The sequence below is a fragment of the uncultured Methanobrevibacter sp. genome, assembly GCF_900314615.1.
Lineage (GTDB): Archaea > Methanobacteriota > Methanobacteria > Methanobacteriales > Methanobacteriaceae > Methanocatella.
On sequence record NZ_OMWA01000021.1, the window covers coordinates 1 to 24,421 of the forward strand.

27 protein-coding genes and 1 tRNA gene are annotated in these 24,421 nt (G+C 35.5%); 17 read left to right on the top strand and 11 right to left on the bottom strand.

The features are described 5' to 3' along the window. The 3 genes from tuf to QZN33_RS07745 form a co-directional block, all read left to right on the top strand. Nucleotides 1-1,037: translation elongation factor EF-1 subunit alpha (gene tuf / locus QZN33_RS07735; protein WP_296790669.1), on the top strand; the 1,037-nt coding region annotated here is incomplete at its 5' end. 67 nt (nucleotides 1,038-1,104) lie between these two features. After that, complete coding sequence (gene rpsJ, locus QZN33_RS07740) at nucleotides 1,105-1,413, top strand: 30S ribosomal protein S10 (protein WP_042691424.1); 309 nt, start codon at nucleotides 1,105-1,107, stop codon at nucleotides 1,411-1,413. Nucleotides 1,414-1,448: 35 nt separating this feature from the next. Then, a tRNA-Ser gene (locus QZN33_RS07745) sits at nucleotides 1,449-1,532 on the top strand. Between the two features lie 21 nt (nucleotides 1,533-1,553). Here the strand turns inward: QZN33_RS07745 and cobK are convergent. From cobK to QZN33_RS07760, 3 genes are read right to left on the bottom strand one after another with little or no spacing between them, the layout of a single operon-like run. Continuing rightward, complete coding sequence (gene cobK, locus QZN33_RS07750) at nucleotides 1,554-2,336, bottom strand: precorrin-6A reductase (RefSeq protein WP_296790671.1); 783 nt, start codon at nucleotides 2,334-2,336, stop codon at nucleotides 1,554-1,556. Further along, nucleotides 2,333-4,762, bottom strand: a complete 2,430-nt coding sequence (locus QZN33_RS07755) for a cation-translocating P-type ATPase (protein WP_296790673.1) — start codon at nucleotides 4,760-4,762, stop codon at nucleotides 2,333-2,335. The genes cobK and QZN33_RS07755 overlap by 4 nt, the downstream gene beginning before the upstream one ends. A gap of 4 nt (nucleotides 4,763-4,766) precedes the next feature. After that, a complete protein-coding gene (locus QZN33_RS07760; RefSeq protein WP_296790676.1) occupies nucleotides 4,767-5,156 on the bottom strand; it encodes a UPF0146 family protein in 390 nt (129 codons plus the stop codon). Nucleotides 5,157-5,226: 70 nt separating this feature from the next. Between QZN33_RS07760 and QZN33_RS07765 the strand changes: the two genes are divergently transcribed. After that, nucleotides 5,227-5,682: a GNAT family N-acetyltransferase gene (locus tag QZN33_RS07765; RefSeq protein ID WP_296790678.1), complete on the top strand. Its 456-nt coding sequence runs from the start codon at nucleotides 5,227-5,229 to the stop codon at nucleotides 5,680-5,682. On the opposite strand, the gene QZN33_RS07770 is transcribed toward QZN33_RS07765, so the two are convergent. Both QZN33_RS07770 and QZN33_RS07775 read right to left on the bottom strand, forming a co-directional pair. Beyond that, nucleotides 5,653-6,204, bottom strand: coding sequence for a zinc ribbon domain-containing protein (locus tag QZN33_RS07770; protein WP_296790680.1), 552 nt, complete (start codon nucleotides 6,202-6,204; stop codon nucleotides 5,653-5,655). The genes QZN33_RS07765 and QZN33_RS07770 overlap by 30 nt on opposite strands. Before the next feature lie 79 nt (nucleotides 6,205-6,283). After that, nucleotides 6,284-7,072 (bottom strand): 4Fe-4S binding protein, encoded by a 789-nt coding sequence (locus tag QZN33_RS07775; RefSeq protein WP_296790682.1) that lies wholly within the window; start codon nucleotides 7,070-7,072, stop codon nucleotides 6,284-6,286. A gap of 142 nt (nucleotides 7,073-7,214) precedes the next feature. Between QZN33_RS07775 and QZN33_RS07780 the strand changes: the two genes are divergently transcribed. Next, entirely contained in the window at nucleotides 7,215-8,186 is a 972-nt protein-coding gene (locus QZN33_RS07780; protein ID WP_296790683.1) for a hypothetical protein, read from the top strand. 78 nt (nucleotides 8,187-8,264) lie between these two features. Beyond that, entirely contained in the window at nucleotides 8,265-9,509 is a 1,245-nt protein-coding gene (prf1, locus tag QZN33_RS07785; protein ID WP_296790685.1) for a peptide chain release factor aRF-1, read from the top strand. A gap of 30 nt (nucleotides 9,510-9,539) precedes the next feature. On the opposite strand, the gene QZN33_RS07790 is transcribed toward prf1, so the two are convergent. Further along, nucleotides 9,540-9,725 (bottom strand): hypothetical protein, encoded by a 186-nt coding sequence (locus QZN33_RS07790; RefSeq protein ID WP_296790687.1) that lies wholly within the window; start codon nucleotides 9,723-9,725, stop codon nucleotides 9,540-9,542. Nucleotides 9,726-10,207: 482 nt separating this feature from the next. Here QZN33_RS07790 and gdhA point away from each other — a divergent pair, with 482 nt between their 5' ends. Further along, a complete protein-coding gene (gene gdhA, locus QZN33_RS07795; protein ID WP_296790690.1) occupies nucleotides 10,208-11,542 on the top strand; it encodes an NADP-specific glutamate dehydrogenase in 1,335 nt (444 codons plus the stop codon). A 146-nt stretch (nucleotides 11,543-11,688) separates the two neighbouring features. Here the strand turns inward: gdhA and QZN33_RS07800 are convergent, their stop codons facing one another. Beyond that, entirely contained in the window at nucleotides 11,689-14,262 is a 2,574-nt protein-coding gene (locus QZN33_RS07800) for a hypothetical protein (RefSeq protein WP_296790692.1), read from the bottom strand. A 302-nt stretch (nucleotides 14,263-14,564) separates the two neighbouring features. Between QZN33_RS07800 and QZN33_RS07805 the strand changes: the two genes are divergently transcribed. The 7 genes from QZN33_RS07805 to QZN33_RS07835 all read left to right on the top strand — a co-directional run bounded on the left by QZN33_RS07805 (nucleotide 14,565) and on the right by QZN33_RS07835 (nucleotide 18,515). Next, nucleotides 14,565-14,834, top strand: coding sequence for a hypothetical protein (locus tag QZN33_RS07805; RefSeq protein ID WP_296790694.1), 270 nt, complete (start codon nucleotides 14,565-14,567; stop codon nucleotides 14,832-14,834). Next, nucleotides 14,812-15,222 carry a hypothetical protein gene (locus QZN33_RS07810; protein WP_296790696.1) on the top strand — a complete coding sequence of 137 codons (411 nt, stop codon included), beginning with the start codon at nucleotides 14,812-14,814 and terminating at the stop codon, nucleotides 15,220-15,222. Before QZN33_RS07805 ends, QZN33_RS07810 begins: the two co-directional genes overlap by 23 nt. Beyond that, nucleotides 15,219-15,431, top strand: a complete 213-nt coding sequence (locus tag QZN33_RS07815) for a hypothetical protein (RefSeq protein WP_296790697.1) — start codon at nucleotides 15,219-15,221, stop codon at nucleotides 15,429-15,431. Before QZN33_RS07810 ends, QZN33_RS07815 begins: the two co-directional genes overlap by 4 nt. 417 nt (nucleotides 15,432-15,848) lie before the next feature. Beyond that, entirely contained in the window at nucleotides 15,849-16,505 is a 657-nt protein-coding gene (locus QZN33_RS07820; protein WP_296790699.1) for a hypothetical protein, read from the top strand. Beyond that, nucleotides 16,498-16,683, top strand: a complete 186-nt coding sequence (locus QZN33_RS07825) for a hypothetical protein (RefSeq protein ID WP_296790701.1) — start codon at nucleotides 16,498-16,500, stop codon at nucleotides 16,681-16,683. Before QZN33_RS07820 ends, QZN33_RS07825 begins: the two co-directional genes overlap by 8 nt. Before the next feature lie 173 nt (nucleotides 16,684-16,856). Next, the gene (locus tag QZN33_RS07830; RefSeq protein WP_296790703.1) at nucleotides 16,857-17,027 is read left to right on the top strand and encodes a hypothetical protein; all 171 of its coding nucleotides are present in this window, start codon (nucleotides 16,857-16,859) and stop codon (nucleotides 17,025-17,027) included. A 477-nt stretch (nucleotides 17,028-17,504) separates the two neighbouring features. Beyond that, nucleotides 17,505-18,515: a carboxypeptidase-like regulatory domain-containing protein gene (locus QZN33_RS07835; protein WP_296790705.1), complete on the top strand. Its 1,011-nt coding sequence runs from the start codon at nucleotides 17,505-17,507 to the stop codon at nucleotides 18,513-18,515. Nucleotides 18,516-18,520: 5 nt separating this feature from the next. Here QZN33_RS07835 and QZN33_RS07840 read toward each other — a convergent pair whose 3' ends face one another. The 3 genes from QZN33_RS07840 to QZN33_RS07850 form a co-directional block, all read right to left on the bottom strand. Beyond that, nucleotides 18,521-19,711, bottom strand: coding sequence for a cytosine permease (locus tag QZN33_RS07840; RefSeq protein WP_296790707.1), 1,191 nt, complete (start codon nucleotides 19,709-19,711; stop codon nucleotides 18,521-18,523). A 342-nt stretch (nucleotides 19,712-20,053) separates the two neighbouring features. Then, the gene (locus tag QZN33_RS07845) at nucleotides 20,054-20,683 is read right to left on the bottom strand and encodes a hypothetical protein (RefSeq protein WP_296790709.1); all 630 of its coding nucleotides are present in this window, start codon (nucleotides 20,681-20,683) and stop codon (nucleotides 20,054-20,056) included. A gap of 58 nt (nucleotides 20,684-20,741) precedes the next feature. Next, nucleotides 20,742-21,218 (bottom strand): GNAT family N-acetyltransferase, encoded by a 477-nt coding sequence (locus tag QZN33_RS07850; protein ID WP_296790711.1) that lies wholly within the window; start codon nucleotides 21,216-21,218, stop codon nucleotides 20,742-20,744. A 98-nt stretch (nucleotides 21,219-21,316) separates the two neighbouring features. Here QZN33_RS07850 and QZN33_RS07855 point away from each other — a divergent pair, with 98 nt between their 5' ends. After that, the gene (locus QZN33_RS07855) at nucleotides 21,317-21,715 is read left to right on the top strand and encodes a PaaI family thioesterase (RefSeq protein ID WP_296790713.1); all 399 of its coding nucleotides are present in this window, start codon (nucleotides 21,317-21,319) and stop codon (nucleotides 21,713-21,715) included. A 76-nt stretch (nucleotides 21,716-21,791) separates the two neighbouring features. Here the strand turns inward: QZN33_RS07855 and QZN33_RS07860 are convergent, their stop codons facing one another. Beyond that, on the bottom strand, nucleotides 21,792-22,430 hold the full coding sequence (locus QZN33_RS07860) for a class I SAM-dependent methyltransferase (protein ID WP_296790714.1): 639 nt from the start codon (nucleotides 22,428-22,430) through the stop codon (nucleotides 21,792-21,794). Between the two features lie 218 nt (nucleotides 22,431-22,648). Between QZN33_RS07860 and QZN33_RS07865 the strand changes: the two genes are divergently transcribed. Together QZN33_RS07865 and QZN33_RS07870 are read left to right on the top strand one after the other, a co-directional pair. Continuing rightward, nucleotides 22,649-23,071 (top strand): cupin domain-containing protein, encoded by a 423-nt coding sequence (locus QZN33_RS07865; RefSeq protein ID WP_296790716.1) that lies wholly within the window; start codon nucleotides 22,649-22,651, stop codon nucleotides 23,069-23,071. Between the two features lie 502 nt (nucleotides 23,072-23,573). After that, the gene (locus QZN33_RS07870; protein ID WP_296790718.1) at nucleotides 23,574-24,278 is read left to right on the top strand and encodes a hypothetical protein; all 705 of its coding nucleotides are present in this window, start codon (nucleotides 23,574-23,576) and stop codon (nucleotides 24,276-24,278) included. Nucleotides 24,279-24,421: the final 143 nt, after the last annotated feature.

Here is a 24,421-nt window from a genome sequence, read left to right on the forward strand (position 1 = left end):
AATTCTCCACTAAAAAATACGACTACACTGTAGTAGACTGCCCAGGACACAGAGACTTCGTTAAAAACATGATCACTGGTGCTTCCCAAGCAGACGCAGGTGTATTAGTAGTAGCAGCTGACGACGGTGTAATGCCACAAACCAAAGAACACGTGTTCTTATCCAAAACTTTAGGTATTAACCAATTAATCATTGCAATCAACAAAATGGATATTGTTGATTACTCCGAAGACAAATTCAACGAATTAAAAGAAGAAGTATCAAACTTAATCAAAACTGTAGGATTCAACCCTGCTGACGTACCTTTCATCCCATTATCTGCTTTCCAAGGGGACAACATTACTGAAGCATCTTCCAACACTTCCTGGTACAAAGGACCTACATTACTCGAAGCATTAGATGCATTAACTGCACCTGATAAACCAACCAACTTACCTTTAAGAATTCCTATTCAAGACGTATACTCCATTACTGGTGTAGGTACCGTTCCTGTAGGAAGAGTTGAAACTGGTGTAATGAAAAAAGGTGAAAACGTTATCTTTGAACCAGCTGGAGCTTCAGGAGAAGTTAAATCTATCGAAATGCACCACGAACAATTTGAAGTAGCTGAACCTGGTGACAACATCGGATTCAACGTAAGAGGTGTAGGTAAAAACGATATCAGAAGAGGAGACGTAGCAGGACACACTGACAGTGCTCCTACCGTAGCAAAAGAATTCGACGCACAAATTGTTGTTTTACAACACCCTGGTGTAATCACCGTTGGATACACTCCTGTATTCCACTGTCACACTTCTCAAGTAGCATGTACTTTCTTAGAATTATCTAAAAAATTAAACCCTGCTACTGGTGCTGTTGACGAAGAAAACCCTGACTTCTTAAAAACCGGTAACGCAGCTATTGTTAAAATTAAACCTACCAAACCAATGTGTCTCGAAAACGCAAAAGAAATCCCACAAATGGGTAGATTTGCTATCAGAGATATGGGTCAAACTGTTGCTGCAGGTTTATGTCTTAACGTTACCCCAGCAAAATAAGTTTGTAAAAACTAATTAGAAAGTAATCTTTTACTTTCTTTATTTTTGTTTTTTTGGAGGATAATAGATGAATCAAGCAAGAATTAAACTTACTGGAACTGACCCAGAAAAATTAGCATACGTTTGTGATCAACTCAAAAAAATTGCTGAAAGAACTGGTGTTGACTTATCTGGTCCTATTCCACTTCCTACTAAAAAATTAGTAGTCCCAACAAGAAAATCTCCAGATGGAGAAGGAAAAGCTTCATGGGAAAAATGGGAACTCAGAATTCATAAACGTTTAATCGGTATTGGAGCTGATGAACGTGCTATGAGACAAGTTATGAAAGTCAACGTTCCTGATAATGTAAGTATCGAAATTGAACTTAAAGGATAAATATTTAGAATCCTTCTAAATATTCCTTTTCATATGCCGAGATAGTCTAGTCTGGTAAGGCGCAGGACTTGAAATCCTGTGAGGTTTCCCTCGCCTGGGTTCAAATCCCAGTCTCGGCGTTCTTTTTATTTAACTTTTTTTTAAAAACTTTTAATTTTTTTATCAAGCTCTTTTAAATCATTTACAATGTCATTTTTTTCTAACATTCTGATTTCAGGGCGCTGTATCATGATGACGGCTATATTTTTTATGTTTGCAGCTTCAATCTTTTCAACCACTCCGCCTATCTCGCCGCTTTCCTTTGTTATCATCACGCTTGCATCATACTTTTCAATAAGATCAATGTTTTCTTCAAGCGTTGCGGCACCTGTCATGGGGATGATATGGCCTGCGTCGACTCCAAGCTCTTCGCATTTTTTTAGGGAACTTTCAACTTTTAAAATCCTCGGATAGAATCTCTCGACTGAAACGTATTTCACGATATCTGCCATGGTGTTGGCTCCTGCAAAATGCAGCACATTTCCTTTAACGAATTCATTTTCAATCAATTTTCCTGCATCGTCAAATGATTTTACGTAACGGATATGTGATGTGTCAATGTTTTCAAGGTTGGTGATAGGTCTTTCAAAGCGAATATATGGCATTTCAAGTTCTTTTGCTATGCTTGCACTGGTCTGTGTGATGTGTTCTGCAAAGGGATGGGTTGCATCAATTAAAATATCAAATTCATTTTCTTTAATGATGCTTATGATTTCATCCTTTAAAAGAGGCCTTGCAATTGTCTCGTCACTTCCGGCTTCCTGGGCAAGTCTTGCACCGTATTCTGTTGTTGTTGTAGTGAGGATGAAAACATCATAGTTTTTTTTAAGATGACTAATGATATTTGTCGAGTCCTTGGTTCCTCCCAGTAAAATCACTTTCATTTCATCACCCTGTTCATAATCTTTTGAGCAATCAGTATTGTAGAGGATACCACAATGATAATAACCCAGTCAACAAGACCTATTGCTGTTGTTCTGAATATTATCTGAAGCTGAGGTATGTACAATATAAGAAGCTGGAGCAGGAATGAAATCAGAATTCCAAGATATAAATATTTGCTTGACTTTTCTGAATTGGCCCTTCCGTTGAAAGTGTTTAAAAGCTGATAGACTACAAACAATGTAAACGCAACAGTCATTGCATTTCTTGTTGATGCTCCCTGTGAAATCTTGTAGTAGAATACGCATATGGTTCCCACAGCCATTACTATTCCTAAAAATAGTATCTGCATCAGAATGTTTTTAGTTAGAATGTCTCCAACTTCAGGAGACCTTTTCATGATGTCCCTTTCAGCACCCTCGATACCGAGCATCTGTGCAGGAGGTCCGTCCATAACTATATTCAGCCATAAAAGCTGTGCCGGATTGAAAGGAAGAGGCAGATTAAGAAGGGATGTTCCCACAATTGTAAGAATCGCTCCGACGTTAGTTGAAACCTGATACTTTACAAATCTCTTGATGTTGTCATAGATTTTCCTTCCGCTTTCGATTGCTGTAACGATTGTTGTAAAGTCATCGTTTTGAACGATCATGTCTGATGCCTCTTTTGCAACGTCAGTTCCCCCGCCCATTGCAACACCGATTGATGCCCTTTTAAGTGCTGGCGCATCGTTTACACCGTCACCTGTCATTGCAACGATATTGCCGAGTTTTTTAAGTGTTTCAACAATTTTCATTTTCTGTGCAGGCTTTACCCTTGCATAGACCTGAATGTCTTCGGCTCTTTTCAGATATTCCTCATCTGAAAGCGCCTCAAGTTCAGCACCTGTAATGACTTGACCTGTTGTAAGTATTCCTAGGTTTTCTGCAATCGCTGTTGCGGTCTTCTGGTGGTCTCCGGTAATCATTATAACCTTTATTCCCGCATCGATACACTCTTTTACGGATTTTTTAGCATCCTTTTTAGGAGGGTCAATCAGTCCGAGCATTCCGGTAAATGTCATGTCTTTTTCCACATCATTTTCATCCCTGATTTTGTATGCGCATCCGATTACCCTCAGAGCATGTCCGCTCATTTCATCAATTTTTTCAAGTATTGTTTCCTTTGTTTTACCGTCAAGTATTTCAATACTTCCATCATTATCTATGTATTTGCATTTATCTAGAATTATTTCTGGAGCACCTTTTGACAGGATTATGTTATTTTCACCGTCCAGTCTATGTATAGTAGTCATCATTTTACGATTGCTGTCAAGAGGGATTTCATCCACTCTCTCAAGTTCGCTTTCATGGTCCTTGCAGTATGTGAGTATCGCTGCATCGGTCTGGTCTCCGATAATATTTTCACCTGAAATGACTGCATTGTTGCACAATTTTCCGATAAGATGTGTTTTGTCCCTGTTTGTGTAATAACTCTCAACTACAGTCATTTTGTTTTCGGTAAGTGTACCTGTCTTGTCACTGCAGATTATTGTACATGAACCTAATGTCTCTACTGACAGGAGCTTTTTGACAATTGCGTTTGACTTTGCCATTTCGTTCATTCCAAGTGCAAGTGTCAGGGTAAGCACTGCAGGAAGCCCTTCTGGAATTGCAGCAACAGCAAGTGAAACAGCTGTCATGAATGTCTCTACAATAGGAACGCCCTGAGCCATTTCCAGAATAAAAATGGCAATACAAACTGCAATTGCGATTCCGGAAAGTATTTTTCCAAGTCTTCCTACACGCTTTGCAAGAGGAGTTTCCTCATCATCCTCCTGAACGATATCTGCAATCTTTCCGATTTCTGTCTGCATTCCAATGTTTTTGACAACTCCCAGTGCGTTTCCGCTCACAACATTGGAATCCATATATATCATGTCTTCTGCTTCTTTTTTTACAGCTTCAGACTCTCCGGTAAGACCTGATTCATCACAGCTCAGCTGATTTGTTTGAATTAAAATCAAATCTGCAGGTACTTTAATTCCCTCTTCCAGAACGACAATGTCTCCGACTGTAAGTTCTTTGGCGTCAATTTCTTTAACTTCACCTTCTCTTCTCACAATCGCCATTTTGGATACAAGTCCCTTGAGGCTTTCCATTGCCTTTTGTGATCTGTACTCCTGGATGAAACCGAAGATTGTGTTTAGAAGTACTGCAAGAAGAATTACTCCTGCATCGATTACATCTCCGATTGCAAATGATGCGATTGCAGCAACAATTAAAAGAGCAATCAGAATGTCAGCAAACTGGGATAAAAACAGCACTATCAGCGGAGTAGGCTTTTTTTCTACAATTTCATTTAAGCCGTACTCTTTTTGTCTTTTTTCGACTTCTTTAAGTGCCAAACCTTCTTTTGATGTATTGTATTCGGATAATATGTCACTCATCAAATCACCTTAAAATGTAGAAACTGGCTCTGTTGTAATTTTTTAATTTCATTTTAACTCTGCCGGTATTTAAATCTTCGTTTGTAAGTGGCTTGATTATAAGCTGTGAGCCCACTTTAACGGCAAGGTCTGCAATATGTGGCTGAAGTTCGCTCGGAGGTCTTATGGAATATATTATGTCTGTGTCACGGTACAGATTTAAATCAGGATTTGTAACGTCGTCCTTTATTACTGTATCGTCTGCAGGCAGAATATCGGTTTTTATTACTGTGATGTTGTCATAGCCTGAAAGTTCATCTGCAATCTGCGGGAATCTCCCAACGGCAATTTCTGCGATTTTAACTTCTCTTCCGGCGATTTCACTTAAAATATAATCCTTAAAATCTTGCCACATGTTCACTCCTCTATTGTATATTATTCTATACAAACTATTAAATAATTTGTTTTTAATAATTTATTCTAGTATGAATATTCGAAAGTTCACTCCCGAAGATTTGAAAAGGGTTCATGAAATAGAATCCATGTCATTTGACCAGTCCTATGGAATCGAGGTATTTCAGGGACTCTATGAAATGGGAGTAGGTTTTCTTGTAGCTGAAGAGCTTGGATATGTAATAGGATATGTCATCTTCTGGATAAAATATGAAAATCAGGGCCATATCATCTCAATTGCCGTTGACAAGAACTATCGCCGTGGCGGGGCAGGTACAAAGCTTCTGGTAAAGGCAATTGCAATTCTTTCACTTTTAAAGCTTGATACTGTATATCTGGAAGTGAATGAAAACAATCATGGTGCGGTTGAGTTTTACAAAAGTTTCGGCTTTAGGATTGACCGTACGGTTCCTGGATATTATGAGAACGGTGATGGTGCCATTTTAATGTATCTTAAATTAGAGTCTGGTAAAATTCCCGTTGAATAGCTGGGTGTAGTTTGTAAGCATGGTTGTGTCGAGCTGTCCGGTTAAAAACAGTATTGCAATAAGCACTACATAAAATCCGAATATCGCAAGCTGGATATGTCCATGTCTTTTGACTCTTGGATTTTTCCTGGTTGAAAGAATTATTCCTATTATAAGGCCTAAGATTCCTCCTAAAATTGAGAAAACGTATCCGAAAAATATCAGAATCTTTTCAAATGTGCTTATAGGCATCTGAGGACTGACCTCTTTTTTAACGACAATAGGATTTATCATGTTTGTCTCGCCGTTAGGCTTTTTAACAACGATTGGCGGGACCATGCCGCTGTTTTCCATATTCTGTTTTATAACAAGTGGTGTGCCGCATTTGACGCAGAAATCCGCTTCATCAGGATTTTTATATCCGCACAACGGGCAGGTGTTTTCGTCAATTTCTATTTTTGGAAATTCATAACCGCATTTTATACAAAATCCATATGTATCATCGCTTGTTGAACCGCACTGCGGGCATCTTCTTAAAACCATACTATCACTTAGTAATTAATTAAGACAATTAACTTATTAAAGTTTTTTATATTATTTGTTTAATATTTCTTCGGATATTTCATCTGTTTTTGATTTTGTTTTCAACTTTACAGATTGCCTGTGTCATTGTTCCCATAGGACAGTATACGCACCATGATCTCGGTTTGAACAGAATCATGGTCACCAGTCCAAGTATTGTTGATGTAAGCATTACGCTGTAAAAACCGAATGCAAACTGTGAAACCCATGGAGCTATTACATTTCCATGATATGCCCACATCCAAGGAACATTAATGGTCCATAAAACTGTAATTGCCTGTGTCAGGCTTTTTGCACCTGCAAATACAAGGTATGTATTCCAGAGCATTACAAAAAACATTGCAAAGAAAAATATCAGAAATCCGTATCTGAACGCCTTTGATGCCAGCCATTTCGGAATATCTTTTTTTCTGGATAATCCTATACGTCCTCCGATTAGGCCCAGAAGTTGACCTCTATCACAATAACGATTGCAGAATCCTTTGTTTCCTTTAAATATTGCAAAAAGCAATGGTGTGATAAAGCATATCATTCCAAGCCATGCAAATATTATGTTGAAAAATCCTAAAGCGAAATAAACGATGGAAAAAATCCACAGGTAATCATACCACTTTTCGAATCTGATTCTGTTTTGCTTTTTCGGATGTTGTCCTTCGATTACTGATGCCGGACATTCCACTACACACTTTCCGCATCCTATACATAAATTTTCATCAACTCTTGCATACATTCCGTTTTTAACTTCTATTGCCTCTTTAGGACAAACCTTAAGACAGCATCCGCACGAAACGCATAAATCCTCATTAACCTCCGACTTTACTTTCGCCATTTACTCACCAATGAATTTGTTATAATTAAAATTTGATTTTAAAAGATTAAAATAGTTTCCATTTTTCAAATCTTTCATATCGACAATTATATTATGAGCATATGAGAAATAATTAATTGGAATTATTTTTCAGAGGATAGTCATGATTGAAAAAATAGAAATCACGCAACGTTTTAATTTTAAGCGCCTTAACAGGCATTATGAATGTCTTACAATTGATTTTTTAAATAATTCTGCATATTATAAAATTTCCGAGCGTGGAAGCGGTGACAAGTTTTTATCTGAAAATCCTCTTTGCGACAGTTCATGGACTGATATTTTAGTGGATTTGAGAACCAGAATGACCAGTGAAATCCGCACATTTGATTTTAAAAAGGCCGATAAGTTTCTACATGATTTCAGACAGCTGAAATTATTTGATGATTTTGAAAGCGAAAAGTTTCTCTATTTTGAAAAACTAGAAGTGATTTATTCCTGCATTGTCATAATCTATGCGACTGACGGATATTATGAGTACAGCTTCAAGAATAACTTTCCCAAAAACTGGACACGCTTCGGTGAGATGTTATATGAGCTGGTTTCTTTTGACGTTCTCCATCTCAATTATCAAAAACATCTCGCAACACCCTTATATCATGAAATCAGAAAAGACGGCATCTATCGTGATGGGAATAGGCTCAATATCAAAACAATCGAGTTCGGCCATTACAGGGCATATCCTTATGACATTCCAAATCCCCGTCTGATTGTAAACTTCACAGATAAGACAATTCGGGGATATATTGAAAAAGAGATGACATCCGGCGATGAGGAGAGGATTTTGAATCTGCTTTCCAGATATCATGTTTACATGTGGATTTTCAGGGATTATCACAAAAAGTCCATCACCCGTGACCCGGATGATCTGGAAGGATATGACTGGTACCTTGAAATGGTATTTGAAGGTGATGTAATATGGCATATCTTCGGATATAACGAATATCCCGATACCTATGTTCATCTCGGCCGTGAAATAATGGACCTGACCGGCATGGACCTTCTTGAAATAGAAACGATTTCACAGGATGATTTAAATTTATTTGATAAATTCGCAGACGAAATCTTATCAGAATAGCTATTTTTTCATTAGTTATTTATATTATTAAAAAGATATTTATTACTATTATATTAATTTAATTTTTATAGGGATAACATGGCTGAAGTATCATCAAAAGAATTATATGAATTCAAAAAAGTATTAAAAGAATTGGCACAGAAAAGAGGCAGAGGTACAGAGCTTGTTTCCGTTTATATTCCACCTGACAAACAGTTAAGTGATGTAGGTAAGCACATGAGAGATGAGCTTGGTCAGAGTGCGAACATCAAGAGTAAACAAACAAAAAAGAATGTACAGTCTGCTATTGAAGTTATTTTACAACGTATACGCTTATACAAACAGCCTCCGGAACATGGTCTGGTGCTCTTCGTCGGTATGATTCCGAAAGGAGGTCCGGGTACAGAAAAAATGGAAACCTACGTTCTGGAGCCTCCTGAACCTGTTACAACATACTGGTACAAATGTAACAACGAATTTTTCCTGGAACCTCTTGAATACATGATTGAGGAAAGGGATACCTACGGTGTGGCTGTAATCGACAGAAGGGAAGCTACCATCGCATCAATGAAAGGTAAAAAGATTAACATTTTAACTCATATTACCAGTGGAGTTCCTGGAAAGCACAAGGCGGGAGGACAGTCCCAGAGAAGGTTTGACCGTGTAATTGAGCAGGCTGCTCACGAGTTTTTAAAACGTATTGGAGATCACATGAACGATGATTTTCTTCCTCTCAAGGATGATTTGAAAGGAATCATTATCGGGGGACCGGGCTTTACCAAAAACGACTTTGCAGAAGGAGATTATCTAAACTACGAGTTAAAACAGAAAATTTTAACTATTGAAGATACCTCCTATACAGGGGATTTCGGTATCCGTGAGGTCATTGAAAAGTCAGCGCCTGTCCTAAGCGATCTTGATGTTATTCATGAAAAAGAGATTGTTCAGAAGTTTTTAGGCGAGCTTACAAAAGACCAGGGTCTTGCATCATACGGTGAAGATGAAGTAAGAACTAATTTAACAATTGGTGCGGTTGACACTCTTTTATTATCTGAAGATTTATCTGCAATGCGTAAAAACTTTGTATGTCCTTCATGTGGGACCAGCAAGGAATTTACAGTCAAGACTCAATCTGAAGCAGACAAGATTGAAGAGAGGTGTCCTAACTGTAATGAACTTTTAAAAGAAGAAAGTTCTGCAGACCTTGCCGATTATTTTGTTGAAAAGGCTGAAGAGATGAGTTCCAATGTTGAATTCATTTCCACTGAAACTGATGAGGGTATGCAGTTGTTTCGGGCTTTCGGTGGAATCGCTGCAATACTGAGATATCACGTAGAATATTAGATTTGGATATATTATCCAAATTCTTTTTTTTTATTTGTAATAGGGGCTTAAGCCCTCTTCATGGCGTATTTTGTTTATAAGCTGGAAAAACAGGTGTCTTGTTATTTCCACTTCATTATTCAATTCCATATATAATGAATACATTGTCCTGTTTTTTGTCATATAATTGCATTTCAGAGTTTCATACTGGCTTTGGGTAATTTTATCGACTGCCATAATTCTCACCATTTTTTATTATTTTGTCTATCAAAATTTAATTTTTCTAGACATTTTATTTTACTTTGTAAATAATGGTATATAAAGAGATATGCTTTTTCAAAATCATTATAATTTTGTTTAATTATTATATTGTTATATGGCTTTTTGTTCGGGATTTCAATGTCCTGTGTGGTGAATACTGTACATTTGGAATTTTTCACCCTTCGGAACTTTTTTGTTGGAAGGTGTTTTCCGACTTTGTATAAAATTTTTCAAATTTAATTAGACATTTTAAATCAATATCTAAAAACAATTATTTAATGCCCTAATTTTTTTATAATTTTATATAATTTGTTTAAGATAAACATTAATTTTTATGAATAATATTCTAATATTTTATTAAAAATTGAAAAATATTTAAATACTAGAAAGTTCAAATAATTAACTATATTGTTAAGACTTTAATGATATAATTTCAAATTTTATTTGGAGGAATATTTTTGTCATACGTAGATGAAGTAATAGAAACCATAATTGAACAAAACCCTTCAGAACCAGAATTCCACCAAGCAGTACGCGAAGTATTGGAATCTCTCAGGGTTGTAATCGAAGAAAATGAAGAAGAATACAGAAAAAATGCACTTCTTGAAAGATTAACCAATCCGGAAAGACAACTCAAATTCCGTGTTCCATGGATCGATGACAACGGACAGGTACAAGTCAACACCGGATACCGTGTACAGTTCAACAGTGCAATCGGACCTTACAAAGGCGGATTACGTTTCCACCCTTCTGTAAATGTCGGTATTATTAAATTCTTAGGTTTCGAACAAATTTTCAAAAACTCCTTGACCGGACTTCCAATCGGCGGTGGTAAAGGAGGATCCGACTTTGACCCTAAAGGAAAATCCGACAGAGAAATCATGGCATTCTGTCAAAGTTTCATGACCGAATTATGCAAATACATCGGTGCTGACACTGACGTTCCTGCTGGAGATATCGGTGTAGGTGGCCGAGAAATCGGATTCTTATTCGGACAATACAAAAGAATCAAAGGATTATATGAAGGAGTATTAACTGGTAAAGGATTATCCTTCGGTGGATCTTTAGCAAGAACTGAAGCTACCGGATACGGATTATTATACTTCACAAACGCTATGTTAAAAGCAAACGACATCGATATTGCAGGAAAAACCATCCTCGTTTCCGGTGCAGGTAACGTAGCTATTTACGCAATCGAAAAAGCTCAGCAATTAGGCGGTAAACCTGTAACCTGTTCCGATTCAACCGGTTGGATTTATGATCCTGAAGGAATTGATGTTGAATTATTAAAAGAAGTTAAAGAAGTAAGACGTGAAAGATTAACCGCTTACGCAGAAGCAAGACCATCCGCTGAATACCACGAAGGAAAAGGCGTATGGACTGTTAAAGCTGATATTGCTCTACCTTGCGCAACTCAAAACGAATTACAATTAGAAGATGCAAAAGCATTAGTTGAAAATGGTATTTTCGCTGTTGCTGAAGGAGCAAACATGCCTACCACCATTGAAGCAACCGAATACTTACAGGAAAACGGTGTTTTATTCGCACCAGGTAAAGCTTCAAACGCTGGTGGAGTAGCTACTTCCGCTCTTGAAATGTCACAGAACTCCGAAAGATTATCCTGGAGTTTCGAAGAAGTTGACGGCAAACTTCAAAACATTATGGAAACTATCTTTGCAAATGTTGCAGAAGCTGCTGCTGAATACGACATGGACAAAAACTATGTTGCAGGAGCAAACATTGCAGGATTCAAGAAAGTAGTTGACGCAATGAACGCACAAGGAATCGTATAGATTTCCTTGTTTATTTTTTCTTTTTTTTAATTTATTCAAGTTTTATTTAAGATACTGGCTTTTTTAATTGATATCAGCTTTTGAAGGGCCATCCATAAACAATTGGTTGGTTCAAAAATAAGAAAAAATAGGAAAAAATTAATTTCCTATCCTAAAACTTTAACGGTCCTTTTAACTGAATCCTTTTTGTAGGCTACCTGATAAGTTACTTTTTTACCTACTTTCAGCTGCTTAAGAACATTTGATTTGATGGTTACTTTTGCAATGCCTTTTGAATTGGTTTTTACTTTGCCAACGACTTTTCCGTTGAACTTGAAGGTTACCTTTTTGCCGGAAATAGGAGTTTTCCCCTTTTTCAAAGCGGCAGTCAGGACCAGCTTTTTGGCTGAACGCTTAACCTTCACGGAAGACAGTGATACAATGTGTTTTACTTTAACATATTTTTCAACCTTTGAGTATTTGGAAGTGATTGTCAGGTCACATTTTCCAGGCTTCGGTTCATATATCCTGATTTTTACAATGCCATTGTCATTGGTCTTTTCAAGATAAGTGTATCCGCCAAACAATATGTCAACAGGAACGTTTTTTGCAGCGCTGCCGTTTATATAAGTAACCTTTATGGTGTAATATCCGTCATAATATATGCTATTGGCACTGGCTTTAATATTCACCACTTTAGGTAATATTTCAAAATCATAGAGGTAATATGACTGTTTGGTGAATTTTCCGCTTCCGGAAGATTCCACTTTAACTGTGTAGGTGCCCGCCTTGAACTTGGACAAGTCAAATTCGACATCTCCTCCATTGACTTTTTTGGAAATCTTTTCACCGGCAATTGTAATGGAAACAGTTCCCTTGAAATCGGAAGGTCCTGAAAATGACAATATGTTCTTGTTTCCTTCCACAAGCTGTTGGTCGTTGAAAAACAGCCAGTTTCTGTATCTAGGGTAGTAATGGTATGTGTAGCTGATTTTTTTAGTTATTGTCTCTTTTGGATATTTCTTGTCTCCAGTGTAGGTGAACTTTAGAGTGTGTTCGCCAAATTTGGTGTTTTTAGGCATTCTGAATAATGTTCCAATGCCTTTTTGTGTATCTACGAGCTTACCATCAACATAAAACTTGAGGCTGCCTGTTGCACCGGATGGAAGGTTAACATCCCAGTTTTCCATATCGTACCACAAACTGTTAAAACGCACATTCATATTGGTTGCAGTGAATTTGGCTGTCCTGTTAACGGGTTTGTAATAATTGCTGCTGTCGGCTACGACAGTCAGGGTATGTTTGCCTAACTTCAAATTCTTGATGCTGAACTCGTAAGCGGTATATGCCAAATTTCCATAATTCTTATCATCTATCATACCATATCCTGTAAAATTAAATGCCTTACTCGGATATGTCTCTTTTCCATCGATGAATGCCTTTATATCGCCGTCATAATCATCAGGAGTGTTTAAATAGAAATAATTGTCGTTGACATCTTTGTCCAATGAAATTATGCTTTCCAAATCAAGTTTCATATTCCAGTCTGGAGAATTTTTGGTACATGTTATGAGGAAAAAATCATCAAAGGAATATTCGCCTTCAGTGTAGTTCACATCAATAGTGTTGTAATGTTCAAGACCCTTTAAAGGAATATCTATAACGCCGCTTGCATTATCGTTTTTATATAATTCCTTTTTGTTCAATAGGACAACAAGATTGCCGCAAGAATCATCCGGAAGGATAACTGTCATGTGATTGTCTTCTCCTTCTTTTACAAAGCTGGGAACAATGAAATCTGGAACGACATCAAAATCGCCTTCACGGCTGGTTGAATATTCATCGACGATAAACTCTGCAGCGAAGGAATGCTTTCCCAGACTCAGATTGGATGCCTGAACTGCAGCTTCGTCCTTGACTTCAACCGTTTTGTAATGCTTTCCGTCGATTGTGATATTGAATACGCCGGTTAGGCCTGGAGCATACACATTGAAGCCCTTATCGGATAAGTATTCAACTTTCCACCAATATTCAATTGTAGGAAGCACCATTATCTCCTTTGTCAATGTTTGGCTTTTGTATTTGCTTTTGGAATCTGCATTGAACCTTAATACAACCTTATTTTTTCCCAGATTGATTTTGCCCAATTCATCAAAAGAAACGTATCCTCCGTTTGGTATCACTGTGCGCTTGTCTGTTTTGCCGCCGACAATGGCTTCAAGAGTTCCGCTGGCCCCTTTAGGCATATAAACAAGAATCTCCTTGTAGACATCGCCAACAGTGAAACTATGTTCCGCTCTTAAATCGAATTTGCTTACATTATAATTGAAGGTTTTTAACGGGTAGTTATTTCCATTTTGTAAAAGCTCAAAGTCCAAAACATAACTTCCAGGCTCCTTAATTTCAATTTCAAACGGAGTCACGCTATCCTGTGAACTGTTATATATGTTTACATAGGTTCCTGTGCTGTTATTGATGTGAGCAATGACCATGCCATCACCTGAACCTGCCTTGGATTTGATGTCAAACCGATTGCTATTTTCAAAAAATAGCTCATCGGGACCTATGACTTCAACATCTCCATCATTTATGCCAATTTCAGAACCTGCATCTGTCATTTGAAGGTCATCTGCAGGTTCAACCGTCAATTCCTGTGTGGCATTTTCATCGGCCGCATTCACGGCTGTGATTGTTAGAATTAAAATGAGAATGCCGATTAAAAAAATCTTCTTTAAATTCATATTTACACCTGTGTAATCTAAACTTTAATGTAATATATTTGGTACATAGGTTATATATTTTAATTATTGAGTGTAAGGTTTTAATCATCATTTCTTATTTTTAATGGTTTATATTATATTTTCATTAGGTGGGGTATATCATCGTGTTTGGAAATAATTGATGTAAATTTTAATTAAATTGATTTAACTGCATAAAATTGTGTTAATAATACAAAATTACATTTAAAAAACCATTTATTAAGTTAATTTCTATTTAATTTAAAAATAAAGAGTTATTTAACTTTCAAACTAAAATTAAGTTCATGAAAATTAAGAATATTATTATATGTATTGTAGTTTTGCTAACAAATTTGATAAACATTGATGTTGATTTTAAAGAATATGCAAATTTAAAAATTAATAATGTTCCTTCAATTAATCTGACGGATTTGCCTTTGGAATTTGGTGAAGGTGCTTTTAAAATTGTCGATGAGTTCATTAAAAAGACGCATTATCTTGATTGCGAATGGGTTATTTATTTTGATTATATATTACGGGTGGAATTCTTAAATGCAAAAAAAAGGAGGAAATGATAATGTATCTTTAAATTTTGAAGAGGGTGAATTTGACGGACATCATGTTGCTTCAATTCATAATCATCCTGCTGATGTTTATTCTCCTCCCTCTGGAAATAATTTTGGCATTCTATTGAGAAGTTTTGAAGACTTTGAATTGATTGCAGGATTTGATTGTTTGTGGATTTTAAAAGCTGCTGATGTAGATATGAAATTAAATGTGGAGCTAAAGTTATATGCGGATTTGCTCTTAGACTCCTGTCAGGATTATTGTAGGAAAAAGTATGGTGATAGTGAAAAAGCATATGATGTCTGTGATATTATGTATGGTGTGGTGCTGTCAAATTATATAAATTATAAAAATATAAATGATATACAATTAACTAAAAAGGAGTATAAACCATGACTATTAATACAAACGAAAAATTTGCCAATTTTTCATGTCGAAAAAAACCGAGAACTCCCGAAGAACTCAGGATAATTGATGAACGCATTGCAGATCCATATACATTATCCGGAATAGATAGGTTACGCGCATTTCATCAGATGATGGGTTTGGAATTTGATGAAAATATTTTTGAAAAAATTATTGAGGAATATTCATTGGACGATTGATGTTTTCATTTTTTGTGATGTATTATTCAATATTTTTTTTCAAAGTAGGGTGGTTCCACTCAATTCCCGCACAAGGAATCGTATAGATTTCCTTGTTTTATTTTTTCTTTTTTTTCACTATAATTTGTTATTTGATTTATAACTAATTTTTAACTTGTTTTTCATTAAATTAATAATTTTATATATTTATTTTTAATTTTAATCGGATCATGTTTTATTTTGAAGTTTTCGTTAGTTGGAGCAATCTTTGGTTCATCGTGTTTTGAAATGATTGGGCTAAATTTTCATCAAAATTGTGTTGAATGTATTAAATTGATTTTATACTGTAAAATTGCTTTTAAAAAACCATTTATTAAGTTATTTTCTATTTAATTTAAAAATAAACTCTTATTTAATATTTAAACTAAACTTAATCTCATGAAAATAAAGAATATTATTGTATGTATTTTAGTTTTATTAACTAATTTGGTGAATGTCGGTGTCGATTTAACAGATTACGAAAAATTGAAAATTAATAATGTTGCCTCAATTAAACCATCTGATTTGCCTTCTGAATTTGGTGAAGGTGCTTTTAAAACGGTTGATGAGTTTATTAGAAAAACAGCCATGTTGAATTATGAATGGGTTATTTATTTTGATTTTATCACTGGTGAAATTCTTAAATGCGGGAAAGGGGAGATGAATAAAGTGCAGATAGATTTTGAAGATGGTGAATTTGAAGGCCATAATGTTGCATCTCTTCATAATCATCCGATTTCTGCTTTTTCACCTCCCTCCGGTAAAAATTTTGGAATTTTGAAAAGGGATTTTGAAGATTATGAATTGATTTCTGGAAAGGATTGGTTTTGGATTTTTAAAGCTAAAGGGAATCATGGTGAATATCTTGTCGAATTTAATGTTGCTTCAATTGAACTTTTTAAGCTTGCTAGAAACTACAGTAACAATTTTGACTTAAGTGGGGGTCAGATTGAAGATATTTGTGATGAGATATACGGTGATTTGTTATCAAAATATATTAATGATAAAAACATAAATGATATACAATTAATAAAAAGGATGTACAACCATGACTAATGATTCAAATAATAAGTATGCTGAATTTGGAACATTCAAGCGAACAACTACTTCCTGTAAATCTAAACCGTCAGGGAATGTTAATCTATTGTTTAATTTGAAAAAATTGCATGAATTTTATGATGAGATGGGATTGGAATTTAATGAAGATATTTTTAAAAATATTTTGATGGAATAATTAATAATTAATTCAATTTCCTTACAGACCCTTTTTTTAGACTATAATTTGTTATTTAATTAATAACTAATTTTTAACTTGTTTTTAATTAATTAAAGTATATAAATGATATGCAATTAATTAAGGTGTATAATAATGTCAATTAAATCAAAAAATTGTTCTTTCAGTTTCTCTTGTCAAAAAAACCAACTGACAGTGAACATGAAAAAATTCGAGAAAGGATTAATGATTATTACGCCTTGACTGGAATAGATAGGTTACGTGCATTTCATCAAATGAAGGGTTTGGAATTTGATGAAAATATTTTTGAAAAAATCATTGCCGAATATTCATTGGATAATTGATTTTTGAAAGTAGGTTGGTATCACAATATTCTCACAAGGAATCGTATAGATTTCCTTGTTTTATTTTTTTCAGACTAATAATTGCTAATATGTAATTTAATTAATTTTCATTTGTTTAAATATATTTTGAACTTTTCTTAAGTAGAGGGTATTTGATGTTTTGTCGTGTTTTCAATTATTGTTTTCATTGAGTTAAATTGTTATAACTTAATAAAATTGCTTTAATTTAAAACAAAAAGTATATTTAACTTCTGGTTTAATACAGTGATTGCGGAATTATCATAGTTTGATAATAATTGTTATCGGATTACTGTGAAAAATAGTGGGGAATATGAATTCAGCAACATCCTCTACTTTACCTATTTCATGATTAAGGCAAAGGAAGGTGGAGTTTTAACTTAAATGAAATAGGTTTGAATATATTTTTCAGGCTCATAATCTTTAAATATCATGGGCATGTAAAATATATTTGATATTATGAATGTTAAAGCGATTTTTTTATTTTCACTCATTCTGCTTTTAAGTGCATCTGTTGTGTATGCTCAGGATAATTCAACTGTTTTGTCCGCAGATTCAGATGATGTTTCTTATGGCGATCACTGGGCTTTAAATGGTCCTGGTGAGTGGAGTATTGATGAAAACGGAAGTTTGATTCACAAACCGTCAGATAAAAATTATAGTGCAGAGGATATAAGCATCGAATTTCACAATGATAATTCCACAGATTTGAGAAAAAACTCCTCAGACGCTAATCGGACTCAGAATGCTTCTGAGATTTTAACACCTGCCCGGATAAATCCGTTGTGGGATGAATTCGTTAAAGATCCATTGGCATTCATTGAAAAATACCAACCTGTGCCTAAGGCTCCTCCGGCAGATTGGAACAGCAATGTTTCAGATAATCCCTGCAGTCGCCCATATTCCAAAGAGTTCATTGATTTCATGAACTTTGTTGAAAAGACCCGCGTGAGGCCTGATGTGATTGAAGCAGGTAATCTGAATGTTTACTATTCAAAAGGCAATGTTTATCAGATTAGAGTTTTAAATCCAGTCGGCGATCCTGTTTATGGAGCAGTTAATGTCACATTCATTTTCAATGGTAAAAAAATCAATACCAAAACCGATGAAAACGGTTATGCGAGCTTTAAGTTTAACCGCCAGCCTGGCAGTTATGTCGTAAAGGCATATGTGGGCAATGTAAGTTCCAAACATAAGATTACTGTAAAATCCCTTTTCAAGACTAAGGATGTTTCAAAAAAATATAAGAAATCCATGAAGTTCAAGGTCAGACTAGTTAAATTCACCGGCAAGTCCCTTTATGGCAAAAAGATTAAAATAACCCTTAAAGGTAAAACCGCTACAGTCAAAACCAATTCCAAAGGAATTGCTGTATTCAATGTTCCTAAAAATCTTAAAATCGGCAAATACACAATCAGAACCTGCTATAACGGTTGTGTTGTTAAAAACAAAATAACAGTTAAAAAATGATTTTTTTAAATCATTTCAACTTTCCTTCTTTTTTTAAATAGCACTCCTGCATAGGCAAGAAGTGCTGATGTGATTATTGCAAGAAGTGTCGGGCCCAGAACAATTGAATCGAGATTTATTGTAATATTGTAGACTATAAAACCTGATAGCCATGCAAACATGTTCCAGTACCATGTCTTTTTGCCTGCTTTATTGTCCCCTCCAATGTAGAATGAAACAAGAAGCACCGCCGCCATCGGCGCAAATACCGATGCGATAAGGTACAGGAAATTTATGTAGTGGTTCATTATCCCTGAAATTGCAAGCACAGCACTTATTGCGCTTACTATGATTCCGACTTTTTTCGGCTCAAGTCTGTTGTATATGACCTTTGCAGATTCTCCGGCGGAGTTTGCAGCAAGGAAGTTGGTTGTTATTGTCGATAAAACGACGATAATAATTCCTGTGGTTCCGAGATTTGCAAGAAGTATTGCCTGAGCTATTGTGTATCCGGCTCCAATGTTTGCAATCTCAATTCCGATAACGTACATCCAGAGGCTTGCAAGAGTGTATGCTATGGCAGATATCATTGTTGCTTTAACAGGCTTTTCAACGTCTTTTGTGTAGTCTGAAATTACCGGAAGCCATGATATAGGCATTGCAATTGAAATTTCAAAGACGTTCCAGAATCCTAAATCTGTGGGATTTGTCATGTAAGTGTGTGAGGTAAATCCCATAAATCTGACTGTTAGAACTGCAAGAAGCACTACAAGAACGGCCATAACTACTGTGGTGAGCTTTGCCATTTTCTGAAGGCCCATATAAACCCATACTGCAATGAGTGATGCAAGCAGTATGCATGTAACTGCAAATGAAATAGGCAGATTCAGGCTTTCAAGTGCAGATGCGCCCTGGGCGTTTAAAACAGCCACCCATGCCACAAGCTGCATAACGTTTAGGACAGCGAAGAATTTGGATCCGTATTTTCCGAATGTCGATGAGGTCATCTCCATTGCGTTCAGCCTCACTGATGCTCCGATATATCCTACAAGGAACAGTAGTATTCCTCCAAGAAGATGTCCAAGTATTAGTGCAATCCACATTGAATTCGGCTCGGGAACGCTTCCTATCTGAATTCCGGCTTCGATTTCTGAAACTGAAATTGCAACTCCAAACCATATCACTGCATTTGTAAAAAGTCCTGTCTTGTTCTGCATGTATTTTCCTCGATATTATTTTTTGTTTTAATGTTTAATTTTGTTACTGTTATTATTTTCAAAGACTTAGTATATATAACTATTGTTATGTTTTAATTAAATATTTATTAATACTTTTTGATAAATCTTTTAGTTGTGAGATAATGACATTTTTGAAAATGAGTGATGCAACAAAAATATTTTTTGATGATTCGGGCGACGGTGAAGCTATTCTTTTTGCCCATGGCCTTAACTCATTCAATTTTAAGACAGAATCCTCATGAAGTTGCAGAGTCTGTAAAAAAATTTCTAAAAAAAATAAATAGGGTTCCAAAATAGTCAAAGCTATTCTGGAATCATAATCTATACCTCTTTTCCGTTTTCATCATATTCCGGAAGTGTCTCCCGTCCGTTTTCATCATAAGTAGGCAGTTCACTGCTTGAACTGGATGAACGTGAACTGGAAGATGAACTTGAAGACTGTGAATATGACGGAGTATATGAACTGGACTGTGTTGGAGTGGTCTGTGTGTCCTGAGTGCTGTCATCATCTGCAAGAGTTTCCTGGATGATTGTGCTGTTTTCAATCGCTTCATCAACAACAGTTTCTCCCTTGATGTTCAGTTTCTGTGAAACGCTGCATCCTGTGTAGTTTGCATCACCTTCAAAGGTAATGTTGATGTTGTAGCTTCCGGCGCTGACATTTTCCAGCTTGACAATAGCAACACCAGTGGAGTGAGTATGCACTATTTTTTCATATACGGCATGATTATTGCTGTCTGTAAGTTTAATATGGATTGTTTTATTGCTTAAAGGACCATTGGAGCTGTCTTTCAATTTAACATATACGGTTCCGTTCTCCCCAATGTCTTTTTTGTTTAATATTTCTATACTTGTGGATTCACCGCTAGCGTCGGGTGCAAAAACAATTGAAACTACCGAAGCAGCAATGATAATGATAACCGCAAGTACGGCTAGTTCTTTTTTATCCATGCTATCACTTATTATAGTCTTTTACTTTCAATGTATATATAATGTTTGTTGTATAAATCTATTTGCCCGCAAAGTTTTTAAGCTCTTCACCTTTGAAATGAAACAGGTTCCAGTCCTTTTTTTCACTGCCAATTGATTTGTAAAATCTGATTGCAGGGAGGTTATCCTCAAGGCATGTCCACTCCATGCGTCCGTATCCTTTTTCTAGGACTATTTTTCCGAGATGCTTAAAAAATGCCCTTCCGTATCCTTTCAGACGGTATTCAGGCTCTATGAAAAGGTCTTCAAGGTGCATGTTGACGTTTCCGATGTATGTTGAAAAGCTCAAAAAGTAAAGTGCAAATCCGATTGTTTCACCGTTAAGCTTAGCAAATATCACTTCTGAACGATTTTCATCAAAAACCCATTTTTCAATATCACTTTCGGTGGCTGTGACTTCATCTAATCTGTTTTCATAATCAGCAAGCTTTCTGATGTATTCTAAAATAAGTCCGGATTCTGCTCTTTCGGCCTTCTTAAAAGTTAATTTTTCCATACATGATTTTATGTTTTGTGAGGTTAATATTGATTGTGAAAATCTCTTTTCAAAAGATTAATTAGACATGATTTCTAAAATTAGTTATTGGTGTTAAAATGGCTAATTTCGATACAATAGAAAGTGCAAGAGAATTCTTTTACAAAGACAAATTCGCAGTAAATACCGGAATAACATTGGATGAACTTACAGAAGAGGAAGCTGTCTGCAGTCTGGAGCTCACGGATGAGCATAAAAATGCTTACGGCGGTGTCATGGGTGGTGTAATATTTACCCTCGCTGATTTTGCATTTGCAGTTTTGTCAAATCAGATCCATCAGCTCACTGTCGCTCAGCAGGTTGATATCCATTACCTCTCCGCTCCAAAGGGCGATAAGCTCACAGCCAGAGCAACATGCAGAAAAAGCGGAAGGACATCATCCATAGTTAATGTTGATATCAGTGATGATACAGGCCGTGACGTGGCTCAGTTTATCGGAACTGGTTTTAAGTTATGAACAAATGAATTAATTTCATTTGTCAAATCTTATTTTTATAAAAAAAGAGAGATTGTTTAAAAACAAATCTCTGGCGTTATAATTTTCTGGCTATTATTCTTATTACATAAGGGTTGTCGTCCTTATAGACTGCCAGGTCGTTGTCTTCAATTTTATATATGATTTCGAAGTTTCTGGATTCAAGCTTCTGGGTAATCTTGTCCAAATCCATATATCTTCTGTAATGAGTTGTGAAGTTTTCGGTTTCGCTTAATGCTTCACCCTGTTTAAACATAGGGTCGTTTAGGCTTCTGGCTTCAAGCAAAAAGCATCCGTCAGTTTTAAGGTGTTCTTCTATCCAGTCAAGGGTTCTGTCCTCTTTTGCTTCGTTGATTGAATGGAAGGTAAACCTTGAGTAAACGTAATCAAAGTCAGTGTTTTTAATCTCTTCGGATGTTGTATTTTTCAGGTCTGTAAAATCGCCTGCAATGAAATGTATGTTGTCTTCCTTGTGGTTTTCATTTAAATAATCAACTTCCTCTTGAACCTGATCAACTGCGGTAACGTTAATGTTGTTTTGAGCAAAATAGATACTGTCTCTTCCATTTCCGCATCCAAGTTCAATAAGGTTTTTATCTTCAGTCAGTTTTGGTAAAATAAATTCAGCAAATGATGATGCATCAGTCGGTTTTGAATTTTTCGCATAATATTCTGTCCAGTACTTTTTATCATCCATCACATATCACCTCTCTACTACTATTATTATTTTTTATTATTTATATAATCATGTTTAATTTTGCATCAAACCATTTACTTTATATGCTATAAAATAGTTATATTATAATGACTAATTAACAAGTCGTGAAAAATCCGATTCGAAGTTGCACTGCCGCACTTCGAATTTTTTTATACAATATCGATTGTTGACAATCGCAACATTTTGAGGTAATTTACATGAGTGATTTTGACACACAAAACATATTTGGAAAAGGAGCTTTCAACGAAGCCTTTGATGAGTACTTTACAGGCAAATCATATCTCAATCCGCTTGTAGACATTGGGGATAATCTTATGTTTATCGCAAACGTTACTTTTGAGCCTGGATGTCGAAACAACTGGCATATCCATCATGCAAAAACCGGCGGAGGGCAGGTTCTAATCTGCATTGCAGGTGAAGGCTGGTATCAGGAAGAATGGTGTGAAGCGGTTAGCTTAAAGCCTGGAAGCGTAATTGAAATAAGACCTGGTGTCAAACACTGGCACGGGGCCAAAGCCGATTCATGGTTCAGTCATATTGCTCTTGAAATTCCTGGAGAGGACACTTCAAGCGAATGGCTCGAAGCGGTCAGTGATGAAGAGTATGCAAATTTAGGTTAAAATTTTCAGTGCTTTATTTTACATTAACGATTAACTAAATGTTAATCATTATTTTTTTCTTTAATTTAATTTACTTTAATTTTTATTATTTAATGTCTTTTGATTGTTTTGTATTTTTTTGACGTGGGTGATGTAGATTGCATTATTTCATAATGCATTTTTTGTATTGTCTGATTTCAGCTATTGCTTAAAAATTCTCTATTTGGCATTAATATTGTTTTTATTGTGTAATATTGTTTTATTTTGTATAATTGTTCTTATTTCAAAGATTAAACTTATATACTTTGTTGTTTATAGTAAATATGTGCACAAAAAGATATTTCCGGAAATATAAGGAGGGATTCGTGTGCGATGACAAAACGATAAAAAGAATGGATAAGCCGCTGGACTCACTTGCAAAGCGCCAATCTGTATATGCCGGTGATGTGTTGCATGAATTTTTCGGCCTTCCCGGAAAATATGTCGGCCCTATGGCCAATGAGTATCCTGATGTTACTGATCTGTGCCAAGGGTCGACTCCTCATATCTTGCAGAGATTGGAGATAAGCTTTTTGTTGTTAACCGAGAAGATGAAAGCGGTCCCGTAAATAATGCCACTATAGAAAAAATCAACCGCTACCGTGTCAATCTTGAATATGCAACTGAATTGCCTGTCATGTCTGTATTGACTGTTGATAATGTGCCTTCATTTGGTCAAAATGCATTTGCACTATCGCCTACTTTAATCTTCAAACCATTAATCATTGTTTATAAAAATTTGGAAGCCATGAAAAGATTAATTAATCTTGTCGATAAAATAAATAACAATGAAGTTTTAACGCGAGTCGAAGCAATGAATTTGGTAATGATTCCCAGGATGTTTTCAAAAAGTCAGGAGATTGTTTTGGAATATCTCTGTCCATTGTTTGATGATGTTAAAATTGATGTTGAAGACTTTAAATTCGAATTGATTCTTGAAATGAAATGTATAATTCACAAATATGCAAAAACATTGGAAGATATAGTTAGATTGGAAGAGGTGATAGGTTTGCAAAAAGCTATGACTGCTATGGACTATCAAAAACAAGTGGTTTTTGATGAAGGTATACAAAAGGGAGAGTTTAACATAGCTCTTAAAATTAAAGATGTGTTAGGTATTGAAAAAGCTCTTGAATTGACTGATTTTTCCAGAAGTGAGTTGGAAAGTGGTAAATTGAATAATAGGTGATTTTTTCATCTATTATTTTTTTTTAGTGTGATGTTATAATGAAAAAACCTGTTTCTGCTATGGATTTTCAAAAACATCTTATTTTTGAAAAAGGTTTAAAAAGGTAAACTTAAATTTGCATTAAATGTTAAGGAAAAGTATTG

What these genes read in the sequence shown, in the direction of transcription:
- rpsJ (WP_042691424.1), top strand. Translation starts at nt 1,105, where the DNA reads ATGAATCAAGCAAGAATTAAACTTACTGGAACTGACCCAGAAAAATTA.
- cobK (WP_296790671.1), bottom strand. Translation starts at nt 2,336, where the DNA reads ATGAAAGTGATTTTACTGGGAGGAACCAAGGACTCGACAAATATCATT.
- QZN33_RS07755 (WP_296790673.1), bottom strand. Translation starts at nt 4,762, where the DNA reads ATGAGTGACATATTATCCGAATACAATACATCAAAAGAAGGTTTGGCA.
- QZN33_RS07760 (WP_296790676.1), bottom strand. Translation starts at nt 5,156, where the DNA reads ATGTGGCAAGATTTTAAGGATTATATTTTAAGTGAAATCGCCGGAAGA.
- QZN33_RS07765 (WP_296790678.1), top strand. Translation starts at nt 5,227, where the DNA reads ATGAATATTCGAAAGTTCACTCCCGAAGATTTGAAAAGGGTTCATGAA.
- QZN33_RS07770 (WP_296790680.1), bottom strand. Translation starts at nt 6,204, where the DNA reads ATGGTTTTAAGAAGATGCCCGCAGTGCGGTTCAACAAGCGATGATACA.
- QZN33_RS07775 (WP_296790682.1), bottom strand. Translation starts at nt 7,072, where the DNA reads ATGGCGAAAGTAAAGTCGGAGGTTAATGAGGATTTATGCGTTTCGTGC.
- QZN33_RS07780 (WP_296790683.1), top strand. Translation starts at nt 7,215, where the DNA reads ATGATTGAAAAAATAGAAATCACGCAACGTTTTAATTTTAAGCGCCTT.
- prf1 (WP_296790685.1), top strand. Translation starts at nt 8,265, where the DNA reads ATGGCTGAAGTATCATCAAAAGAATTATATGAATTCAAAAAAGTATTA.
- QZN33_RS07790 (WP_296790687.1), bottom strand. Translation starts at nt 9,725, where the DNA reads ATGGCAGTCGATAAAATTACCCAAAGCCAGTATGAAACTCTGAAATGC.
- QZN33_RS07800 (WP_296790692.1), bottom strand. Translation starts at nt 14,262, where the DNA reads ATGAATTTAAAGAAGATTTTTTTAATCGGCATTCTCATTTTAATTCTA.
- QZN33_RS07805 (WP_296790694.1), top strand. Translation starts at nt 14,565, where the DNA reads ATGAAAATTAAGAATATTATTATATGTATTGTAGTTTTGCTAACAAAT.
- QZN33_RS07810 (WP_296790696.1), top strand. Translation starts at nt 14,812, where the DNA reads ATGCAAAAAAAAGGAGGAAATGATAATGTATCTTTAAATTTTGAAGAG.
- QZN33_RS07815 (WP_296790697.1), top strand. Translation starts at nt 15,219, where the DNA reads ATGACTATTAATACAAACGAAAAATTTGCCAATTTTTCATGTCGAAAA.
- QZN33_RS07820 (WP_296790699.1), top strand. Translation starts at nt 15,849, where the DNA reads ATGAAAATAAAGAATATTATTGTATGTATTTTAGTTTTATTAACTAAT.
- QZN33_RS07825 (WP_296790701.1), top strand. Translation starts at nt 16,498, where the DNA reads ATGACTAATGATTCAAATAATAAGTATGCTGAATTTGGAACATTCAAG.
- QZN33_RS07835 (WP_296790705.1), top strand. Translation starts at nt 17,505, where the DNA reads ATGAATGTTAAAGCGATTTTTTTATTTTCACTCATTCTGCTTTTAAGT.
- QZN33_RS07840 (WP_296790707.1), bottom strand. Translation starts at nt 19,711, where the DNA reads ATGCAGAACAAGACAGGACTTTTTACAAATGCAGTGATATGGTTTGGA.
- QZN33_RS07845 (WP_296790709.1), bottom strand. Translation starts at nt 20,683, where the DNA reads ATGGATAAAAAAGAACTAGCCGTACTTGCGGTTATCATTATCATTGCT.
- QZN33_RS07850 (WP_296790711.1), bottom strand. Translation starts at nt 21,218, where the DNA reads ATGGAAAAATTAACTTTTAAGAAGGCCGAAAGAGCAGAATCCGGACTT.
- QZN33_RS07855 (WP_296790713.1), top strand. Translation starts at nt 21,317, where the DNA reads ATGGCTAATTTCGATACAATAGAAAGTGCAAGAGAATTCTTTTACAAA.
- QZN33_RS07860 (WP_296790714.1), bottom strand. Translation starts at nt 22,430, where the DNA reads ATGGATGATAAAAAGTACTGGACAGAATATTATGCGAAAAATTCAAAA.
- QZN33_RS07865 (WP_296790716.1), top strand. Translation starts at nt 22,649, where the DNA reads ATGAGTGATTTTGACACACAAAACATATTTGGAAAAGGAGCTTTCAAC.